The organism is Agrobacterium sp. 719_389 (assembly GCF_900188475.1).
Classification (GTDB): Bacteria; Pseudomonadota; Alphaproteobacteria; order Rhizobiales; family Rhizobiaceae; genus Agrobacterium; species Agrobacterium radiobacter.
The window spans coordinates 83814-104461 of the sequence record NZ_FYEM01000005.1 but is presented as its reverse complement, the minus strand read 5'-3'; the positions used below and the strand labels follow the sequence as shown (position 1 = coordinate 104461).

Annotated in this window: 18 protein-coding genes; 9 read left to right on the top strand and 9 right to left on the bottom strand. The window is 60.3% G+C overall.

The genetic code is table 11. From position 1 onward, the window contains the following. Positions 1 to 55: 55 nt before the first annotated feature. The 5 genes from CFB10_RS11175 to CFB10_RS11155 form a co-directional block, all read right to left on the bottom strand. Positions 56 to 868 (bottom strand): ABC transporter permease, encoded by an 813-nt coding sequence (locus CFB10_RS11175; RefSeq protein ID WP_020010469.1) that lies wholly within the window; start codon positions 866 to 868, stop codon positions 56 to 58. A gap of 4 nt (positions 869 to 872) precedes the next feature. After that, a complete protein-coding gene (locus tag CFB10_RS11170) occupies positions 873 to 1781 on the bottom strand; it encodes an ABC transporter permease subunit (protein WP_020010468.1) in 909 nt (302 codons plus the stop codon). Positions 1782 to 1792: 11 nt separating this feature from the next. Continuing rightward, entirely contained in the window at positions 1793 to 2950 is a 1158-nt protein-coding gene (locus CFB10_RS11165) for an ABC transporter ATP-binding protein (RefSeq protein WP_026363669.1), read from the bottom strand. 134 nt (positions 2951 to 3084) lie between these two features. Continuing rightward, positions 3085 to 4182 carry a polyamine ABC transporter substrate-binding protein gene (locus CFB10_RS11160; RefSeq protein ID WP_003503300.1) on the bottom strand — a complete coding sequence of 366 codons (1098 nt, stop codon included), beginning with the start codon at positions 4180 to 4182 and terminating at the stop codon, positions 3085 to 3087. Between the two features lie 152 nt (positions 4183 to 4334). Continuing rightward, a complete protein-coding gene (locus CFB10_RS11155; RefSeq protein WP_003503301.1) occupies positions 4335 to 5750 on the bottom strand; it encodes a short-chain fatty acyl-CoA regulator family protein in 1416 nt (471 codons plus the stop codon). A 254-nt stretch (positions 5751 to 6004) separates the two neighbouring features. Between CFB10_RS11155 and aceA the strand changes: the two genes are divergently transcribed. Next, entirely contained in the window at positions 6005 to 7294 is a 1290-nt protein-coding gene (aceA, locus tag CFB10_RS11150; RefSeq protein WP_020010466.1) for an isocitrate lyase, read from the top strand. Positions 7295 to 7377: 83 nt separating this feature from the next. Further along, positions 7378 to 7635 (top strand): hypothetical protein, encoded by a 258-nt coding sequence (locus tag CFB10_RS11145; protein ID WP_004432604.1) that lies wholly within the window; start codon positions 7378 to 7380, stop codon positions 7633 to 7635. A gap of 15 nt (positions 7636 to 7650) precedes the next feature. Here CFB10_RS11145 and CFB10_RS11140 read toward each other — a convergent pair whose 3' ends face one another. Further along, on the bottom strand, positions 7651 to 8523 hold the full coding sequence (locus CFB10_RS11140; protein ID WP_020010465.1) for a LysR family transcriptional regulator: 873 nt from the start codon (positions 8521 to 8523) through the stop codon (positions 7651 to 7653). An 86-nt stretch (positions 8524 to 8609) separates the two neighbouring features. Between CFB10_RS11140 and CFB10_RS11135 the strand changes: the two genes are divergently transcribed. Next, positions 8610 to 8957, top strand: a complete 348-nt coding sequence (locus tag CFB10_RS11135) for a hypothetical protein (RefSeq protein ID WP_026363668.1) — start codon at positions 8610 to 8612, stop codon at positions 8955 to 8957. Positions 8958 to 9067: 110 nt separating this feature from the next. Here the strand turns inward: CFB10_RS11135 and CFB10_RS11130 are convergent, their stop codons facing one another. Then, the gene (locus tag CFB10_RS11130; protein ID WP_026363667.1) at positions 9068 to 10252 is read right to left on the bottom strand and encodes an NAD(P)/FAD-dependent oxidoreductase; all 1185 of its coding nucleotides are present in this window, start codon (positions 10250 to 10252) and stop codon (positions 9068 to 9070) included. A 123-nt stretch (positions 10253 to 10375) separates the two neighbouring features. On the opposite strand from CFB10_RS11130, the gene CFB10_RS11125 reads away from it, so the two are divergent. The 6 genes from CFB10_RS11125 (at position 10376) to CFB10_RS11100 (ending at position 18940) form a co-directional block, all read left to right on the top strand. Then, positions 10376 to 11812: a glutamine synthetase family protein gene (locus tag CFB10_RS11125; protein WP_020010462.1), complete on the top strand. Its 1437-nt coding sequence runs from the start codon at positions 10376 to 10378 to the stop codon at positions 11810 to 11812. 12 nt (positions 11813 to 11824) lie between these two features. After that, positions 11825 to 13111: an FAD-binding oxidoreductase gene (locus CFB10_RS11120; RefSeq protein ID WP_020010461.1), complete on the top strand. Its 1287-nt coding sequence runs from the start codon at positions 11825 to 11827 to the stop codon at positions 13109 to 13111. Between the two features lie 137 nt (positions 13112 to 13248). After that, positions 13249 to 14724: a glucose-6-phosphate dehydrogenase gene (zwf, locus tag CFB10_RS11115; protein WP_026363666.1), complete on the top strand. Its 1476-nt coding sequence runs from the start codon at positions 13249 to 13251 to the stop codon at positions 14722 to 14724. A 10-nt stretch (positions 14725 to 14734) separates the two neighbouring features. Next, positions 14735 to 15433 (top strand): 6-phosphogluconolactonase, encoded by a 699-nt coding sequence (gene pgl / locus CFB10_RS11110; RefSeq protein WP_026363665.1) that lies wholly within the window; start codon positions 14735 to 14737, stop codon positions 15431 to 15433. Between the two features lie 125 nt (positions 15434 to 15558). After that, positions 15559 to 17379 carry a phosphogluconate dehydratase gene (gene edd / locus CFB10_RS11105; RefSeq protein ID WP_020010458.1) on the top strand — a complete coding sequence of 607 codons (1821 nt, stop codon included), beginning with the start codon at positions 15559 to 15561 and terminating at the stop codon, positions 17377 to 17379. Between the two features lie 196 nt (positions 17380 to 17575). Then, entirely contained in the window at positions 17576 to 18940 is a 1365-nt protein-coding gene (locus CFB10_RS11100) for a metallophosphoesterase (protein WP_020010457.1), read from the top strand. A gap of 21 nt (positions 18941 to 18961) precedes the next feature. Here CFB10_RS11100 and CFB10_RS11095 read toward each other — a convergent pair whose 3' ends face one another. After that, positions 18962 to 19318: a hypothetical protein gene (locus CFB10_RS11095; RefSeq protein ID WP_034501163.1), complete on the bottom strand. Its 357-nt coding sequence runs from the start codon at positions 19316 to 19318 to the stop codon at positions 18962 to 18964. Positions 19319 to 19555: 237 nt separating this feature from the next. Further along, the gene (locus CFB10_RS11090; RefSeq protein ID WP_020010456.1) at positions 19556 to 20644 is read right to left on the bottom strand and encodes an ABC transporter ATP-binding protein; all 1089 of its coding nucleotides are present in this window, start codon (positions 20642 to 20644) and stop codon (positions 19556 to 19558) included. Positions 20645 to 20648: the final 4 nt, after the last annotated feature.

Genomic DNA, 20648 nt, shown 5'->3' with positions numbered 1-20648 from the left:
CTGAATTAATCGCGATTTCAACAGTAACGCGAGAAAATCAAAGCGGTCCGTTTGATCAGTGTCGGGCAGCGGCGTGTTCATCCCGCATCCGCTGCAACTCCGTGCGTTTGGATGCGATGGAGGCGACGATAACGCCGATGGTTACGAGCCCGATGAGGATCGTGCAGATGGCGTTGATTTCCGGCGTCACGCCAAGGCGTACCTGCGAATAGATCTTGATCGGCAGCGTCGTCGCACCGGGACCGGTGGCGAAGCTGGCGATGACAAGATCATCGAGCGACAGGGTAAAGGCCAGCATCCAGCCGGCGATAACGGCGGGGAATATCAAAGGCAGGGTGATGCGGAAGAAGGTCTTGACCGGCGGGCAGCCGAGATCGAGCGCCGCCTCCTCAAGACTGCGGTCGAAGGTCAAAAGACGAGACTGCACGACGATCGCCACGTAACACATGGTGAAGGTGGTGTGGGCGATGACCACGGTCCAGAAACCGCGATCCACCCCGACCGCCACGAAGAGCAGCAGCAGCGACAGGCCGGTAATGACCTCCGGCATGACGAGCGGCGCATAGATCATGCCGGAAAACAGCACCCGGCCCGGGAAGCGGGCAAAGCGGGTGAGCGACAGCGCCGCCAAGGTTCCGAGAATAGTACCGATGGTGGCGCTGAGGATACCGACGCGCAGCGTCACCCAGGCGGCATCCATCAGCCCCTGGTTCGACCACATGGAGCGGTACCATTGCAGCGAAAAGCCGCCCCAGACGGTGACGAGCTTGGAGGCGTTGAAGGAATAAACGATCAGGATGATGATCGGGATATAAAGAAAGGCAAAACCGAGGGTGAGGACGGTGATGTCGAATTTTCCGCGCTTCATGGCCTCACCCCACCTTCTTCTGCTGGTTCTGGAAGATGGCGATGGGCACCACCAGCAACAGCAGAAGCAGCACGGCAACGGCGGATGCCAAAGGCCAGTCGCGGTTGCCGAAGAATTCCGTCCAGAGCGTCTTGCCGATCATCAGCGTCTGCGCGCCGCCCAGGAGATCGGGGATGACGAACTCACCTGTTATCGGGATGAAGCAGATCATCGACCCGGCCACGACGCCCGGCAGGGAGAGCGGAAACGTGATCTTCCAGAAGGCCTTCCATGGCGGGCAACCAAGATCGGCAGCGGCTTCCAGAAGCGTGTTGTCGAGCTTTTCCAGCGCCGAATAAAGCGGCAGCACCATGAAGGGCAGGTAGGAATAAACAATGCCGATGAAGATCGCCGTCTCGGTGCGGAAGATGTTGACCTGCTGGTCAGGCCCCAGAAGGCCGATCGACTGGAACAGCACCGTCAGCAGGCCTTCCGGCTTCAGAATGCCGATCCAGGCGTAAACGCGGATCAGGAACGAGGTCCAGAACGGCAGGATCACCAGCATCACCAGCGTCGGGCGAATGGATGACGGTGCGCGCGCCATGGCCAGCGCCATGGGATAACCGATCAGCAGCAGCAGGAAGGTGGAGATGAAGGCGATACGCAGCGACGACAGATAGGCGTCGATGTAGAGCGGGTCTTCCGTCAGGAACAGATAATTCTCGAAATCCAGCTGCGAAAAGAATTCGCCGAGCTTCGAAAAACCTTCGAAGACCGGCGTATAGGGCGGCATGGAGATCGCCGTATCCGACAGTGAGATTTTGAAGATAATGAAAAAGGGCGCTGCGAAAAACAGCAGCAGCCAGAAATAGGGAACCGCGACGACCAGCCAGCGCCAGGGGCTTTGCCGGTTTTCGGGAGTGGTGATCGCCATGAAAGCCTCCCTCAGCGTGTCAGGACAAGACCTGAATCCGGTTTCCAGTTCAGCCACACCATGTCGCCGAAGGTGATCGGACGATCCACGAGACGCGAGACGTTCGCTTGCGCGGCGCGGATGACGCGGCCATCGGCAAGCTTGACGATGAAGACCGAGAAGTCGCCGAGATAACCGATATCCCAGACCTCGCCATAGGCGGAGTTGACGCTGCTGTCGGCGGGCTGGTCTAGCGAGATGCGAACCTTTTCCGGGCGGATGGCGTAAGCGACCTGACTGCCGGTCGCGGCAGCACATTCCTGCTCCACCGCCACTTTCAGCCCTTCGCAATCCAGCGTCACCAGGCCAGGCTTGCCGATATCCGAGGCATTGGCGACGACCTTCGCGTCGAAAATATTGATGTCGCCGATGAAGTCAGCCACGTAGCGGCTGTTCGGCGCCTCGTAAATCTCGGCCGGTGTCGCCACCTGCACGACATTGCCCTTGTCCATGACAGCGATCCGGTCCGAAACCGTCATCGCCTCCTCCTGGTCATGGGTGACGATGAGGAAGGTGAGGCCGAGATTGGTCTGGATATCCATCAGCTCGAACTGCGTTTCTTCGCGCAGCTTCTTGTCGAGCGCGCCGAGAGGCTCATCGAGAAGAAGCACCTTCGGCCGCTTGGCAAGCGAACGCGCGAGCGCCACGCGCTGGCGCTGGCCGCCGGAAAGCTGGCTGGGCTTGCGCTTGGCGAATTCCGTGAGCTTGACGAGGCGCAGCATTTCCTCGACGCGGGCGGCGACGTCCGCCTTGGGCAGACCATCCTGCTCCAGACCGAAAGCGACGTTCTTTTCCACCGACATATGCGGGAAAAGCGCATAGGACTGGAACATCATGTTGGTGGGGCGCTTATAGGGCGGAACGCCGGAAATATCCTTGCCCTGCAGCAGGATGCGGCCCTCGGTCGGTTCCTCGAAACCGGCGAGCATGCGCATCAGCGTGGTCTTGCCGCAGCCGGAGGGACCAAGCAGCGAGAAGAACTCGCGCTCGTAAATATCGAGCGTCAGATTATTGACGGCGACGAAATCGCCAAAACGTTTGGTGACGTTTTCAAAGCGGATGAAGGGCACCGCATCGGGACTGTCCCAAGGGCTAAATTTGCGTTTGACCGGCCCCAGAGTTTTCGCCATTCACCCACCCTCAAATCCCGTTGGTCTTTCGAACGATGCTTCGGGGCGGGCGACACCGGCAGGTCGCGGGACCTGCCGGCAAAGGATTTGAGAAACAGGCCCGCCGGCCGTTCCTCAACCAGCGAGCGGAGGTCTTAGCTGCCGGTCTTGATCTGCGTCCAGACGCGGTTCAGCACACGCTGTTCCTTCGGTCCGTAGGGCGAGATGGTGAAGAGCTTCTTCATCGTCTCCGCATTGGGATAGACCGCCGGGTTCTTGGCGACGGACTCATCCATCAGCGCCTGCGAAGCGAGGTTGCCATTGGCATACTGAACGTAGTTGGACGCCTTGGCGATGACTTCCGGCCGCATCAGATAGTTGATGAAGGTGTGGGCTTCCTCGACATTCTTGGCATCCGCGGGGATGGCAAGGTTGTCGAACCACATATAGGTGCCTTCCTTCGGGATGATGTAGTTCACCTCGACGCCGTTCTTGGCTTCCTCGGCACGGCTCTTCGCCTGCAGGATGTCGCCCGACCAGCCGATGGTGATGCAGCTGTCGCCATTCGCGAGTTCGTCGATATAGGCGGAGGAGTTGAAGGTCTTCACGAAAGGACGGATCTTCGAATAGACCTCGCCGCCGGCTTCCAGGTCGGCCGTTTCCTTGCTGTCGGGATTCTTGCCGAGATAATTCATGGCGATGGCGAAGGTTTCGTCCGACGCATCGAGAATATTGATACCGCAGGATTTCAACTTTTCGGCATTTTCCGGCTTGAAGAGAATATCCCAGCTATCGACGGGAACATCGCCAAGCGCTGCCTTCACCTTGGCGACGTTATAACCGATGCCGGTGGTGCCCCACATGTAGTTCACGGCATATTCGTTGCCGGGGTCGTATTTCGCCAGACGCTCGGAGACCTCGGGCCACAGGTTCTTCAGATTCGGCAACTTGGACTTGTCGAGTTTCTGGAACACGCCGGCATTGATCTGGCGGGCAAGGAAGGGGCCGGTCGGCACCACGACATCATAACCGGAGCTGCCGGCCAGAAGCTTGGTTTCCACAAGTTCGTTGCTGTCGAACACGTCATAGACGACCTTGATACCGGTTTCCTTGGTGAAATCGGTAAGGATCGATTCGTCGATATAATCCGACCAGTTATAGACGTGGACGACCTTCTCCTGGGCCATTGCCGAGCCTGCTGCAACGAGCGCGGTGGTGAGAGCCAAGGTCAGACGGAGAGAACGGTTTTTCATGATGTCTCCTGTTAACGCATCCTCACGGTGGAAGCGTGATCCCCTTTTTTTGGAGAGACTAGAAAGGAAAACAAAAGGGAGCAAGCGGGAAATGTGCAGCACAGCATTTTCAACCAAATGTGTTCCGGCCGCAAAAAAGCGGATGGAAACACCTACTGGAAGTCGAAAACACTAAGGCCGGTCACCATTTCATCCAGCCCCAGCGGCCGTGTCAGCGGTGCTTCGGCGCGCGACAGACAGCCCTGTCTTTCGCACAGCCGGCACGAGGGGCCGACGGCAACAGGCGACGCACCCGAGGCGGCTGGGCCATAGACCGTCTCTCCCGCCTGAGCGAGATCGCAACCGACAAGCACGGCCGTTCGCCGCACCCTCTCGCCGAAACCCGCCTGCGGGCCTTCCAGTGTGCGCGAAACCGTGAGGAAGGCATCACCGTCAGGCATCTCCACCGCCTCCACCAGCACCTGCCCCGGCTGGGCGAAGGCGGCATGGATATTAAGCCGCGGACAGAGGCCGCCGAACCGCGCCCTCGGAAAACCACCGGCCCCTGCGAGGCGGAACCGGTTGCCGGCATTGTCGATCTCCATCAGGAAAAACGGTATTGCCGCAGCCGTTGGCCGTTGCAGGCTGACGAGGCGATTGGCGGCCTGCTCGAACGACACGTTGAAGCGCGACCGCAAAACATCAAGATCGTATTTCGCGCGCTGGGCGGCAGCAAGGAATGCGCCATAAGGCATCATCAGGGCATGGGCGGCATAACGCGCCAGCTCGAAGCGGGCGATGCGCTTTGCCTCCTCCCCTTTCAAACCAAGCCCGTCAAGCTCCGCGCCTATCTCTTCGCGAAGGGCCAGAAGACAGGTCTCCATGGCCATTTCCCTCAGCTGATCCGGCTGCGACAGGCGCTCGGATAAAAACAGCCGCATCGAATGGCGGTCATAACGCCTCCTGAGGTTCGGCATGGCGTGTACAGGCAAGGTTCTGACCACGATACCGTGGTTTTTCTGCAGCCATGCCCTCAGCCCGGAGGCGAGATCATCGCCCGCCGCCAATTGTTTATGGAGCTCTTCCGCCGCCGCATCGATGGCGTGGAAATAGGCCGACCGGTTTTCAAAGACATGCCGCACTTCGTCGATCGGCAGGCGGGTGGAGGAGAGCGCCGTTTCGTGCCCTTCCCGCGCCAGAAGATCGGAAAGGTCGGAAAGGCGCTGCGCCTGTTCCCGGTAGGCCCGGTAAAGCTTGAGGACACCGCTTGCCGCATTGGGCGCCGCATCTGCGACCTCGATCAGCTCCTGCGGCGACGGCACCTCACCCACCAGCAGCGGATCGGCGAAGACTTCACGCAATTGTCCGGCGGAACCGGCGCTCTCGCCCTGCAGATCATCAAGATCGACCTTATAGACAGAGGCGAGCTTCAAAAGCAGCTGCACGGTCAGCGGTCGCTGGTTGCGCTCGATGAGATTGAGATAGGACGGCGAAATCGCCAGCGCCTCGGCCATGGCCGTCTGCGTCAGCCCCAGACCATTGCGAATGCGGCGCACGCGCGGGCCTGCAAAAATCTTGTTTTCCGACACCGTCCTGCCTCTCCATCCCGGCGACTCATACAAGCCTGTTACAAACTCTCGGGGTGAATGGCTTTTACAAAATTTACAATTTTACAGCTCCACCCTGTCATGCACTCTACAGGATAACCTCTTTCAAGTCACTGTTTTTATGTTTGTTCTGGCGTTCAAATCTCCAAAAATGTAAATGTAGTCACATCGAACGGCGCTTCACAACGTTGAGGCAGCACGTTTCCGAAACCGCATTTGTCATGGGAGAGAGAAGTATGACGGATTTTTACAAACTTGTTCCGGGCGCACCGCAGGGACGTTTTGACGGCATCGAACGCACCTATACTGCCGCTGATGTGCAGCGGCTGCGCGGCTCCGTCGAGATCCGCCATTCGCTGGCCGAAATGGGCGCGAACCGGTTGTGGAAGCTGATCAACGAGGAGAATTTCGTCAATGCGCTCGGCGCGCTTTCCGGCAACCAGGCCATGCAGATGGTTCGCGCCGGGCTGAAGGCGATCTATCTCTCAGGCTGGCAGGTTGCCGCGGACGCCAATACGGCGTCGGCCATGTATCCGGACCAGTCGCTTTATCCGGCCAACGCCGCGCCGGAGCTTGCAAAGCGCATCAACCGCACCTTGCAGCGCGCCGACCAGATCGAGACGGCGGAGGGCAAGGGCCTTTCGGTCGACACCTGGTTCGCGCCGATCGTTGCCGATGCGGAGGCCGGTTTCGGCGGACCGCTCAACGCCTTCGAGATCATGAAAGCCTTCATCGAGGCGGGCGCAGCCGGTGTTCACTATGAAGACCAGCTGGCATCTGAAAAGAAGTGCGGCCATCTCGGCGGCAAGGTTCTGATCCCGACGGCGGCGCATATTCGAAACCTCACGGCGGCGCGGCTTGCGGCAGACGTCATGGGTGTACCGACGCTGGTCATCGCCCGCACGGATGCGGAGGCCGCCAAGCTTCTGACCTCCGACATCGATGAGCGCGACCGTCCCTTCGTGGATTACGATGCCGGCCGCACCGTCGAGGGCTTCTATCAGGTGAAGAATGGCCTCGAACCCTGCATCGCCCGTGCGGTTGCCTATGCGCCCTATTGTGACCTGATCTGGTGCGAGACATCAAAGCCGGATCTCGAACAGGCTAGGCGGTTTGCCGAGGGCGTGCACAAGGTGCATCCCGGCAAGAAGCTCGCTTACAATTGCTCGCCGTCGTTCAACTGGAAAAAGAACCTCGACGACACGACGATTGCCAAGTTCCAGCGGGAACTCGGGGCGATGGGCTACAAGTTCCAGTTCATCACGCTCGCCGGCTTCCACCAGCTGAATTTCGGCATGTTCGAACTGGCGCGCGGTTACAAGGACCGGCAGATGGCGGCCTATTCCGAGCTGCAGGAAGCGGAATTCGCAGCAGAGGCCAATGGTTACACCGCCACCAAACACCAGCGCGAGGTCGGCACCGGCTATTTCGACGCCGTGTCGCTCGCCATTTCCGGCGGCACGTCTTCGACGACAGCCATGAAGGAATCCACCGAGCACGACCAGTTCCGCCCGGCGGCAGAATAAATCGAAAAACGGCCCTTCCCGGCGACGGGAAGGGCTTGCAAACCGGATCAAGAACCCCAACCAATAAAGAGAGGAGAAATGCCATGAATGCCCACAACCCCATCAAGACCCACGTCAAGGAACGCGCCGAGGAGCAGTCCTCCGCCATGACGCAGGATCAGCAGGCCGCCATCCGCATGCTGGCCAATGATCTGCACCGCCTCAACCAGGCCGTCATGAAAGCCGTTGAGGCCGGTGTTTCCGTCGAGCTCGTACGCTCGGCCCGCCACCATGGCGGCGGCGGCAACTGGGGAGATCTTCTGATTCCCGTCATCGTCGCGCAGGGGCGTGACGCCGCCTGAAATGACAGCCTTTCTTTATGCCGGGCGGCTCTTGCGCCCGGCATAAAGGTCCGAGTGCCCCTTGATCAGACGGGTCATCCGATCCGCCACCATCCTGATATCGCGGCGGTGGCGATCGTCATTGTTCATGACGATCCATTGATTGTGGCGAAGGGTTTCCATCTCGTCACCTTCCCGGGCAAGCCGCGCATCCGCATCGCCCACGAAGCACGGAAGCACGGCGACGCCTGCCCCGGCCAGCACAAGATCGAGAAGCGCCGTCGGCCGGTTCACCGTTACCGCGATATCATTGCGGCGGTTCTCATGCGGCCAGCGCAGATAGGTTGAAATGGCGTTTTCCTCCGCCACCGCCAGCCAGCGGTCGGCGACGGCAGTGGCGGCGTTGCGCAGCCTGTAGGGCGCATAAGCCACCTCCCCCGTCTTGATGGCGGCGAGGTTCTTTTCCTGCGGCTCGAAAGCGCGAATGCCGATGTCATTCTCGCGATGCGCCAGAGACGCCCTCTGTTCGGCAATGAAAAGATCGATGCGGAAATCATCGCGGTCGGTGCAGATGGCGGAGAAGTTGCCGGTCAGCAGCCAGGCGTTCCAGGTGCCGACGGCAATGCGCACCACGGATGAGGCGGACGACGCCTTCTGCCATCCCTCGATATCCCTGGCTGCATTCTCCATTGCCATAAGCCGGTCGAACAGCGCGCGGCCATCCGCCGTCAGGGCGTATCCCGTCTGGCTGCGCTGGAACAGGGCCTTGCCGATACGCTCCTCCAGTTCGATCATGCGCCGTCCGATGGTCGCGGGGCTCAAACCCGTTATCGCCGCGGCCCCGGTCAGGCCGCCGCTGCGTGACACATCGAGAAAAAGCTGGTAGGAGTCCCAGGTAACGTTTTTCATTGCTGAAAAACGTAGCGCATTTTCTTGCGCAGATAAATCAAAAAACGGCGTGCATCATGGCCCCTCCGCATCAGAAGGAGAGCGACATGCACGCGATTTTTGCAGCACGGGCCATCATCGAAAACCGGCAGCCGCGCACGCGGCGCGAAGCCATTATACAGGAAGAGAAGTTTTATGCCGATATGGCCGAGGCATCCTGGCCGTGGCGGTTTTTCCGCACAGTCATGGGCTTGACGAAGACCGCGAACCGCCGATCAATAAAAGAGGGCGATCAGAGCTGCCAGAGCACCGGCTGCGATAAGGCTCAGGCGAAAAGCCAACTGCCGGCTCTCGCTTTCGGCGCGGGCGATGGCAATGGCGTGAGGGCGGCGATGTGCTGTTCTGTTCATGCGCGGGTTCCTGACGAAAAACTCAACCGACCCATGCCCTGTTAAGAGCCTCCAGCAGGACATCATGTGCAGCGGGAGCGCAATGCGATCCGGCTTTGCTGGCATTCGGTCAGGATGACTCCACGCCCGTTAACAAGGTCTTAACGGGCAGTGCCTCAGGCGAATTCGCCCGCTGCCTGCCCGGACGCCCAGGCCCACTGGAAATTATAACCGCCGAGCCAGCCGGTCACATCAACACATTCGCCAATGAAATAAAGCCCGGCCACGGATTTCGCCGCCATGCTGCGGGAATCGAGACCGGTCGTATCCACCCCGCCGAGCGTGACTTCCGCCGTGCGATAACCTTCGGAACCGGCGGGCTTGATCTGCCAGTCCTGCACCTCGCCCGCGAGCTTTGCCAGAACCTTGTCGGACATATCGGCGAGATGGCCGGTGAGGCCGGATTGTTCGACGACATGCTGGGCAAGACGCTTCGGCAGGATTTCCGACAGAGCGGTCTGGGGTGACTGCCGACCGTTCTTCTGTTTCGCCTGCTTCAGAAGCGCGGCTATATCGCGATGCGGCTCAAGCTTCAGGCGGACCACATCACCCTCGCGCCAGTAGGATGAGATTTGCAGGATCGAGGGTCCGCTCAAACCGCGATGGGTGAAGAGCAGCGCTTCCTCAAACGCAGTCTTGCCATGGAAAACCTCGGCCGGAACCGCGACGCCGGCAAGCGGGCTCAGCTTTTCCAGCAAAGCGGGATCGAGCGTCAGCGGCACGAGACCGGGCCGCGTTTCGATAAGCTTGAGACCGAATTGTTCGGCGATCTGGTAGGCAAAACCGGTCGCGCCCATTTTCGGGATCGATTTACCGCCCGTCGCCACAACGACGCTTTCAGACTCGATGACGCCGCCTGATGTCGTGACGCGAAAACGGCCGCCATCATGGGCGACTGCGGAGACTGACGTTTCAAGCCGCAGCTTCGCATTGACCGCCTGCATTTCGGCAAGCAGCATGCGGATGATATCCTTGGCGCTGTCGTCACAGAAAAGCTGGCCGAGCGTCTTTTCGTGCCAGGCGATGCGGTGTTTTTCAACAAGGGCAATGAAATCGCGCGGCGTATAACGGGCGAGAGCGGATTTGGCGAAATGCGGGTTGGCGGAGAGATAATTCTTCGGCCCGGCATGGATATTGGTGAAGTTGCAGCGGCCGCCGCCGGAGATGCGGATCTTTTCGCCCGGCGCCTTCGCATGGTCGAGAATGACGACGGAGCGGCCGCGCTGGCCGGCGCGGATGGCGCACATCATGCCGGCGGCGCCCGCCCCCAAAATCAGCACGTCACATTTCTCTGTCATCATTTCATCCGATCCGTTTCCTTTCCTCTTTTCGAAGTGCCGCCGCTTGTCAATGGCGCTTTCCCCCTCGCCAATTGCCAAACTACGGTTATGATGGCTCCACCAGAAACACAGACCCGGTGATACATGCCCCCGAAGAAAACCATGCTCCGCCCGAAGAAACAGGCAACCATGGCAAAGACACCTCCCCTCGACCTCTCCTCCACCCGTGGCGTTTCCTCCTGGCGCGAAGCCGCGCAATGGCTGCGGGCGCGCGGTATCGAGGACATAGAATGCATCACCCCCGATCTTGCAGGCGTTGCGCGCGGCAAAATGATGCCGACGGCAAAGTTCACGGGCGACACCTCGCTTGCCCTGCCCTCCGCGCTCTACCGCCATACGATTTCAGGCGAATATCCTGATGAGACCGCGAATTTCCGTTACGAGCCGCGCGACAGCGACCTGAAGCTGGTGCCTGATCTTTCCACGCTCTCGGTCGTGCCGTGGGAGAGCGACCCGACCGCGCAGGTGATCTGCGACGTCGTGGATGCGGAAGGCAATTTCGTCCCCTACACGCCGCGCAACGTGCTGAAGAACGTGCTGTCGCTTTATACGGAAAAGGGCTGGAAACCGGTCGTCGCACCCGAAATCGAATTCTACCTCGTCGCCATGAACGACGACCCGGATTATCCGCTGCATCCGCCAAAGGGCCGGTCCGGCCGCTCCATCGTCGGTGGGCAGAGCTATTCCATCGCCGGCATCAACGAGTTCGACGAGTTGATCGACGATATCTATCATTTCTCCGAAAAACAGGGCCTCGAGATCGACACGCTGATCCACGAGGAAGGTCCGGCCCAGCTGGAAATCAACCTGCGCCACGGCGACCCCATCGAGCTTGCCGATCAGGTCTTCCTGTTCAAGCGCACCATCCGTGAGGCGGCGCTGAAGCACGGCATCTACGCCACCTTCATGGCCAAGCCGATGCAGGGCCAGCCGGGTTCTGCCATGCATATTCACCAGTCGGTGGTGGAAATCGACAGCGGCCGCAATATTTTCTCGAACAAGGATGGCGGCCCTTCGAAAGAATTCTTCTCCTTCGTCGGCGGCATGCAGCGTTACGTTCCGAACGCGCTTGTCATGCTCGCGCCCTATGTGAATTCCTATCGCCGCCTGACGCCTGATATGGCCTGCCCGGTCAACAATGCCTGGGGTTACGACAACCGCACGACCGCTTTCCGCGTGCCGATTTCCGGCCCGCAGGCGCGGCGCGTCGAAAACCGTCTGCCGAGTTCGGACGCCAATCCCTATCTCGCGCTTGCCGCCTCGCTCGGCTGCGGCTGGCTCGGCATCGTCAACAATATCGAACCGACCGAACCGACCGCTGAGACGGCCAATGAAGGCTCCATCGACCTGCCGCGCGGGCTTCTGGAGGCCGTGGCGCTGCTGGAAGGCGAAGAACAGTTCGAGCGGGTGTTTGGCCATGAATTCGTGGGCCTTTATGCGGGCCTGAAACGCGGGGAGTTCGAGACCTTCATGCAGGTCATCAGCCCCTGGGAGCGCGAGTTTCTGCTTCTCAACGTGTGAGGAACCACGAGCATGACATGGCAAAGCCCGATTGCGCCGGGAATTTCCTGGTATCAGGCAACCGTCGGCGAGCGGCCGGACTATCCTGCCCTCGACGGGTCGAAGCAAGTTGATGTCGCGATCATCGGCGGCGGTTATACCGGCCTGCAGGCCGCCTCTGACCTCGCCGAAAACGGCGTCTCCGTCGCCCTCATCGAAGCGCATCGTTTTGGTGATGGCGCTTCCGGCCGCAATGGCGGCCAGTTCGGCACCGGCCAGCGCTCCTTTCCGGACGAAATGGAAGCCGAGATCGGCTTCGAGCAATCGAAGCTGCTGTTCGACATTGCCGAGAACGCCAAGAATTACGTGCGCGATTTCGCAAGCAGCCGCGGCATCGACATGGAATATCTGCCGGGGCAGCTCTATGTGGCGCACAAGGCGGCTTACGAGGATGATTATCGCAGAAGCGTGGATGCGATGAACAATCGTTACGGCTATTCGCATATTTCCTACATGGAGCGTGGCGAAGCACGCAAACGTGTCGGCTCCACCCATTATTTCGGCGGCACGCGCGATACCGGCACCGGCCATATCCACCCGCTGAAGCTGCTGGTCGGGCTGGCGAAGGCGGCGCAAGCGGCAGGCGCCGCCATTTATGAGATGACCCCCGCCAGGTCCATCCGGCAGGCGGGCGGCAAGACCATCATCGAGACACCCTTCGGCACCATCACCGCACCGCGGGTGCTGATCGCCACCAATGCCTATATCGGCAATCTGGAACCGGTGACGGCCGCCCACATCATGCCGATCCGCTCCTTCATCGGCGCCACCGCACCGCTCGACGCCTATCCTGATATCATTCCCGACAAGGAAGCGGTCGCCGATTCCCGCTTCGTGGTGCGTTATTTCCGCAAGACGGCCGACAACCGGCTGCTGTTCGGCGGGCGCGAGGCCTATACGGCCGATGCGCCGCGCGATATTTCCAGCCATATCCGCCGGCAGATCGCCGAGATTTATCCCGAGCTGAATGCTGTCGAAATCACCCATTCCTGGGGCGGCTCCGTCGGCATTACCCTGCCGCGCAAAGTCTTCGTGCGCGACGTCATGCCCGGCGTCACTTCCATCGGCGGTTATTCCGGCCATGGGGTGATGCTGTCGAATTATTGCGGCAAGCTCTATGCCGATCTGGTTCTCGGCAAAAAGGACATGCTGGCGCCCTTCGCCCGGCTGAAGGTGCCATCTTTCCCCGGCGGGGCATCGCTGCGTGCGCCGCTGCTTTTCCTGGCGCTCTCGTGGTACGCGCTGCGAGACAGGTTTTAGGGTAATGTTTATAGACTGTTACCGGCGGCGGGCGAGTTGGCGGAAGCAAAATTCATAATTTCACATAACTGAGTCTGGCATTTTTAAATCGATTAGATTATTGATGCCCCCAACCCTTGAAGATCGAGAGAATCGATATGAGCAGTCAGATCATTCCTGTTGAACCTTTTGATTGTGTCGTTTTCGGCGGCACGGGCGATCTTGCCGAGCGCAAGCTTCTGCCGGCCCTTTATCACCGGCAGGTCGAAGGCCAGTTCACGGAGCCGACCCGCATCATCGGCGCGTCGCGTTCGGTCATGACCCATGAGGAATATCGCAAATTTGCGCAGGACGCTCTGAAGGAGCACCTGAAGGCCGGCGAATACGACGACGCACAGGTTGCAGTTTTCCTGAACAGGCTTTTCTACGTGCCTGTTGACGCCAAGGGCAACAATGGCTGGGACGTGCTGAAGAAGCTGCTGGACGAAGGCAAGGAGCGCGTGCGCGCCTTCTATCTGGCTGTCGCACCGGGCATTTTCGGCGATATCGCCGACAAGATCCGCGAACACAAGCTCATCACCCGTTCGACCCGCATCGTCGTTGAAAAGCCGATCGGCCGCGATCTGGCCTCTGCCCAGGAACTCAACGACACGATCGGCCACGTCTTCAAGGAAGAGCAGATCTTCCGTATCGACCACTATCTCGGCAAGGAGACGGTGCAGAACCTGATGGCGCTGCGTTTCGCCAACGCGCTTTATGAGCCGCTGTGGAATTCCGCCCATATCGACCACGTTCAGATCACGGTCGCCGAAGCGGTCGGCCTCGAAGGCCGCGCCGGTTATTACGACAAGGCCGGCGCGCTGCGCGACATGGTTCAGAACCACATCCTGCAGCTGCTTTGCCTTGTCGCCATGGAGCCGCCCGCTTCCATGAAATCGGAAGCCGTGCGTGACGAAAAGCTCAAGGTGCTGCGTTCGTTGAAGCCGATCGACACCAGCAATGTCGAAAAGCTGACTGTGCGCGGCCAGTACCGCGCCGGCGCTTCCGCAGGCGGCCCGGTCAAGGGCTATCTGGAAGAGCTGGAAGGCGGTGTTTCCAACACCGAAACCTTCGTCGCCATCAAGGCTGAAATCGCCAACTGGCGCTGGGCCGGCGTTCCCTTCTACATCCGCACGGGAAAACGCCTCGCGACCCGCGTTTCGGAAATCGTCGTCACCTTCAAGCAGATCCCGCATTCGATCTTCGACGATGCGGCCGGCAAGATCGAGGCCAACAAGCTGGTCATTCGCCTGCAGCCGGATGAAGGCGTCAAGCAGTCGCTCCTCATCAAGGACCCCGGCCCGGGCGGCATGCGCCTGCGTCAGGTCTCGCTGGACATGAGCTTTGCCGAAGCCTTCAACGTGCGCAGCCCCGATGCCTATGAGCGGCTGTTGATGGACACCATCCGCTCCAACCAGACGCTGTTCATGCGCCGCGACGAGGTCGAGGCCGCGTGGGACTGGATCGATCCCATTCTCAAGAGCTGGGAAGAGCTGGGACAGGGCGTGCAGGGTTATACCGCCGGCACCTGGGGCCCGAGCGGCTCGATCGCACTGATCGAGCGTGACGGCCGCACCTGGCACGATGCCGATTGAGGGCCTGGCGATGAGCGAAACGATCCACGTCTTCGACACCGCCGCCGAACTGGCAACCGCTCTTGCGGCGGAGGTTGCCAAACGCCTTGATGCGGCAACGAAGGATCGCGGTGCGGCAAGCATCGCCGTATCCGGCGGTTCGACGCCCAAGCTGTTCTTTCAGGCGCTTTCCAAACACGATCTCGACTGGCCCAATATCAGCGTGACGCTGGTGGATGAGCGTTTCGTGCCGCCGGAAAGCGACCGTTCGAACCACCGCCTCGTTGCGGAGAACCTTTTGCAGGACAAGGCGAAGTCGGCCTATTTCGTGCCGCTGTTCCAGCCCGCGGCCTCGCCGGAGGATGCGGCGACGCTTGCGACCGTCAAGACCGAGGCGATCTGTGACCCGTTCGATGTCGTCATTCTTGGCATGGGAACGGATGGCCACACGGCATCGTTCTTCCCCGGTGGAGACAATCTCTACGAAGCGCTGGACCTTGATGAACCGCGCGGCGTCCTGACCATGGCGGCGGAGAATGCGGGAGAGGAGCGGTTGACCTTCAACTTCTCCAGCCTGCACGATGCCGATTTCCTCGTGCTGCATATCGAAGGTGCGGCGAAGAAGGCGACGCTGGAGAAGGCGCAGTCTGGCGAGGATGAGGATGAAATGCCGATCCGTGCCGTGCTGAACCGGGCCGAGACGCCCGTGGATATATACTGGGCGCCATAAGCCAACGCGGTCGCCGCTTCCGCGGCCCCGCGACAAGCGCCCGAAGACATGAAGACTGAAACACGACAACCGGCCGCTCACCTCCCGGAACGCCGGTTGTCGACCAACGAACAGGATGAACGCCCATGTCCGCCGATTCCCGCATTCAGGCCATCACCGCCCGCATCGTCGAACGTTCCAAGCCCTACCGCGAGACCTATCTCGAGCGGCTGCGGCTGCAGGTTTCAAAAGGCGTTCACCGTTCCGTTCTGTCCTGCGGCAATCTCGCGCATGGATTTGCCGTCTGTTCCCCCGCCGACAAGGACATCCTTGCCGGCGACCGGGTTCCCAATCTCGGCATCATCACCGCCTATAACGACATGCTCTCGGCGCATCAGCCCTATGAGGCCTTCCCGGCGATCATCCGCGATGCGGCCAAGGAGGCGGGCGGCATAGCGCAGGTGGCGGGCGCGGTTCCCGCCATGTGCGACGGCGTAACCCAGGGCCAGCCCGGCATGGAGCTTTCGCTGTTTTCCCGCGACGCCATCGCCATGGCGGCCGGCATCGGCCTGTCGCACAACATGTTCGACGCCGCCGTCTATCTCGGCGTCTGCGACAAGATCGTGCCCGGCCTCGTCATTGCCGCACTCGCCTTCGGCCACCTGCCCGCCGTCTTCGTTCCTGCCGGCCCGATGACATCAGGCCTGCCGAATGACGAGAAGTCGCGCATTCGCCAGCTTTATGCCGAAGGCAAGGTCGGCCGCGCCGAGCTGCTGGAAGCGGAATCCAAATCCTATCACGGTCCCGGCACCTGCACTTTCTACGGCACCGCCAATTCCAACCAGATGCTGATGGAGATCATGGGTTTCCATATGCCCGGCTCTTCCTTCATCAATCCCGGCACGCCGCTGCGCGATGCGCTGACGCGTGAGGCCACAAAGCGCGCGCTGGCGATTACCGCGCAGGGCAATGAATTTACCCCGGCCGGCGAGATGATCGATGAAAGGTCTGTCGTCAACGGCGTCGTCGGCCTGCATGCGACGGGCGGTTCCACCAACCACACCATGCATCTGATCGCCATGGCGCGCGCCGCCGGCATCATCCTTACCTGGCAGGATATTTCCGATCTCTCGGACATCGTGCCGCTTCTCGCCCGCGTTTACCCCAACGGGCTGGCCGATGTAAACCATTTCCACGCCGCCGGCGGCATGGGTTTCCTCATCAAGCAGCTGCTGAAACAGGGCTTCGTGCATGACGATGTGCGCACCGTCTTCGGACAGGGGCTCGAGGCTTACACCGTGGATGCCATGCTTGACGAGAAGGGCGCCGTCACCCGCCAGCCCTCCCCCGAACAGAGCCACGACCCGAAGGTTCTCTCCAGCGTCGAAACACCGTTCCAGCCGACGGGCGGCCTGAAGATGCTAACCGGCAATCTCGGCAAATCGGTCATCAAGATTTCCGCCGTCAAACCGGAGCGCCACATCATCGAGGCGCCGGCGATCGTCTTCCATGACCAGCAGGAACTTCAGGACGCCTTCAAGGATGGCAAGCTTAACCGCGACTTCATTGCGGTCGTCCGCTTCCAGGGCCCGAAGGCCAATGGCATGCCGGAACTGCACCGCCTGACGCCGCCGCTTGGCGTGCTGCAGGATCGCGGCTTCAAGGTGGCGCTGGTGACCGATGGGCGCATGTCCGGCGCCTCCGGAAAGGTGCCTGCCGCCATCCACGTTACGCCAGAGGCTTCCGATTGCGGGCCGATCTCGCTCATCCGCGACGGCGACATCATCCGTCTCGACGCCATTTCCGGCTCGCTCGAGGTGCTGGTTTCCGCCGCCGAGCTGGCAAAACGCGAACCGGCGCGCGCCGACCTCTCCGGCAACGAATGGGGCATGGGCCGCGAACTTTTCGCCCCCTTCCGCCGCAATGCCGGCCCGGCCGATCAGGGCGCCAGCGTGCTCTTCCATTGATTTTGTGGAGGCGAAGGCCGGATGCGGCTTTCGCCTTTCAACCCTGCTTTGCGGTGTCGCCGGGATGCCGCCAGAAACCGCTTTATTTCCCACATCTTAAACGTCAGACTTGTCATGCGGCTGTGATGATCGCCCTATAGGGCCTTCTCCAGCCAGCCGTGGGACGACGGCGCAGTTTCGGATGATGGGGCCTGACATGACGATTTTCTCAAGCAAACGCCGCGACGTGCTGAAGCTTATGGCGGGCACGGCCATGCTGCCGCTGATGGCGGCGGCTACGCCGGCTATGGCGCAGGACGTGGTACTGCGTGCAATCGTCATCTCGGACCTGCATTCGGCCTATGAGCGCATCGGCCAGCTGCTCGCAGCCATAGAAACGCGCATCGCCGCCGACAAGGCACCCCACATCATCTTGCTGAATGGCGACCTGTTCGAACTCGGCAATGCGGTGGCCACACGGTCTGCCGGCGAAATCGAATGGACGTTCCTGGCGGCGCTCGCAAAGCTTGCCCCCACCGTCGTCAATATCGGCAATCATGAGCCCGATATCGACAATGATCTTGCCAATTTCGTCAGTCGCGCCCAGGCGCTCGGCATCACAGTGCTGTCCAACATCGTCGACAAGCGCAGCGAAAAGCCTTTTGCTCCTGGTAGCGCCGAAGTGAATGTCGGCGGACAGAGGGTCGTCGTTACGGGTCTCGCCACCAACGCGATCAACACCTATCCAAAGGCGACGCGCGAGACGCTCGACATTCCGCAGCCGGTCGAATGGGCGAAGGCCAATCTTCCCGGCATCGTCAAGGCGGATGCGATCAACATCGTGATGAGCCATGCCGGTGTCGTTGCGGACCGCGATATCCTGCCCCTGCTGCCGGATGGCACGTTGATGATCGGAGGCCATGACCACCTGAACTTCGTGCATGAGCAGGGCGCGACCCGATATATTCACACCGGCTCCTGGTGCACCTCCATGACGATTGCGACCATGGCGGCCCCCGGCAAGGCTACTGCCATGGAAACGGTCGCGATCGACCTCAATGCGCCTGCGTCCCCGGCCCTCAAACCCCTGATCGAGCAGACGCTCGAAAAGCACCTGACGGCGGAAGAGCGGGCCATCGTCGGCAAAAGCGCGAAGGCGATGAACGTCGATGAGGCGGGCCGCCATGTGGCGCAGCTCATCGCCGCAAAAACCGGCGCGGATGTCGGCTTCATTGCCCATACCTCGCTGGGCGCGGGCCTGCCTGATGGCGATATTCGCCGCTATGATTTTAATGCCTCGGTGCGTTTCGACGGCACGCTGATGGTGACGGAGGTGGATGGCGCGGCGCTTGCCCAAATCCTCAAGCGCTGCAACCAGGACGGCGACATTCCGCTCGCCGCGCGCACCGGCGATTATCTTTACGCCATGCCGGAAAAGCCCGAAACGAAACAGCGCTACAAACTCGTCTGCAACGACTGGTCAGCCATCAATCAGCAAAAATATTTCGGCCGCAGCGATCTTGCCTTCACGGAAGTGCCAGAGTTGAAGTTGAAGCAGACGGTTCTGGGTGGGCTCTCTTAAGCCCACTTCGTCACATTGCCTTCAGAAAGACCGGATATCGAGCTTCCGGTCTCTATGCGCCGGATGCGTGCTGAACACGAAGATGCGGTCCAGTTCCTTCTGCGTCAACATCCGCAGGAAGCGGACGTGGATGGTGTTGTTGGCGTTGACGCGCAACATCACGCAGCCGATCTTGGTGATGCGGGCGTCGGGAATATCGAGATAGAACTGGTTCGGCAGGTTATATTTCGTCAGCAGCGCCAGCACCGCTTCTGTCTGTGAGATGCGGATGACATCGCAACGGCGCGCCGCCATGTGCATCACGGCCTTTTCGGTATATTCGATGCGTGCTGCGTTCATGGTATCTTCCATGCGGAACCGGTTTTCGCGGTCATACATGAAGGATTCTTCCTTGCTCAGGTAATGGTTCCTGATGACACCCGTACCGCTCTGCACACCCAGCTCCCATGCTCAGTCAATGGATCGAGACTAGGCCATAGTCTTTAACAATTCATATCAGCGCAGGCTTAAACAGACCGGAAGCGGGACATTTCCGACATTTTTCCACAGCCGTAAAAAGCTCAGGAAAAACCCCGGAACGAGGACGTTCCGGGGTGTTTTTGGGGTCGACTGCAATCAGACGCGGTAGGTCTTGCCCTCGGCATTAAAGAGGTGAAGCTTTTCCTGCGGGGCGGCGAAACGCAGGGTTTGCCCCTTGGCGACCGAGACAATGCCCGGTGCCTTGACGATGATGGGTTCCTGGCCCTTCGGCGCTTCGAGATACAGAAGCGTCACCTCGCCCAGAGCCTCGACGATCGACACTTTTCCTTCGAAAAGATAATCATCGCCGGTGACGATGCTCAAATCTTCCGGCCGGACACCGAAGCTTGCGGCCTTGCCCCGTTCGGATGCAGGGGTCGGAACATTGACGGCAAGCGTCTTGCCGCCGACCAACTCGATCGACGTCCGCTCTCCGGTCCCGACAATCTTCCCAGCAATGATGTTCATGGCGGGCGAACCGATGAAGCGCGCCACAAAGAGATTGGCCGGGTTTTCGTAAAGTTCGAGCGGCGCGCCGACCTGCTCCACACGACCCGCATTCAAAACGACGATACGGTCAGCCAGCGTCATCGCCTCCACCTGGTCGTGGGTGACGTAGATCATCGTTGTATCGGCCATCTGCTCGTTGAGCTTGGCGATCTCGATGCGGGTTGCGACACGCAACGCGGCATCGAGGTTCGACAAAGGTTCATCGAACAGGAAGACCTTGGGATTGCGGCAGATCGCGCGGCCGATGGCGACGCGCTGGCGCTGACCGCCCGAAAGAGCCTTGGGCAAACGCTCCAGATATTGCGTCAGCTGCAGGATTTCGGCAGCGGCGCGGACGCGGCGGTCGATCTCCTGCTTGTTTTCCTTGGCGATCTTCATGCCGAAGGCCATGTTGTCGTAAACAGTCATATGCGGATAAAGCGCATAGGACTGGAACACCATGGCAATGCCCCGACGCGAGGGCGGGATTTCATTGACCAGCTGGCCGTCGATAAACATCTCACCGCCGGTGATTTCCTCCAGACCCGCAATCATGCGCAGCAACGTCGATTTCCCGCAGCCGGACGGCCCGACGAAAACGATGAATTCGCCCTGTTCGATCTCCAGATCGATGCCGTGCAGAACCTTCACCTGCCCGTATGATTTGCGGATATCCTTGAGAACGAGACTTGTCATGGGT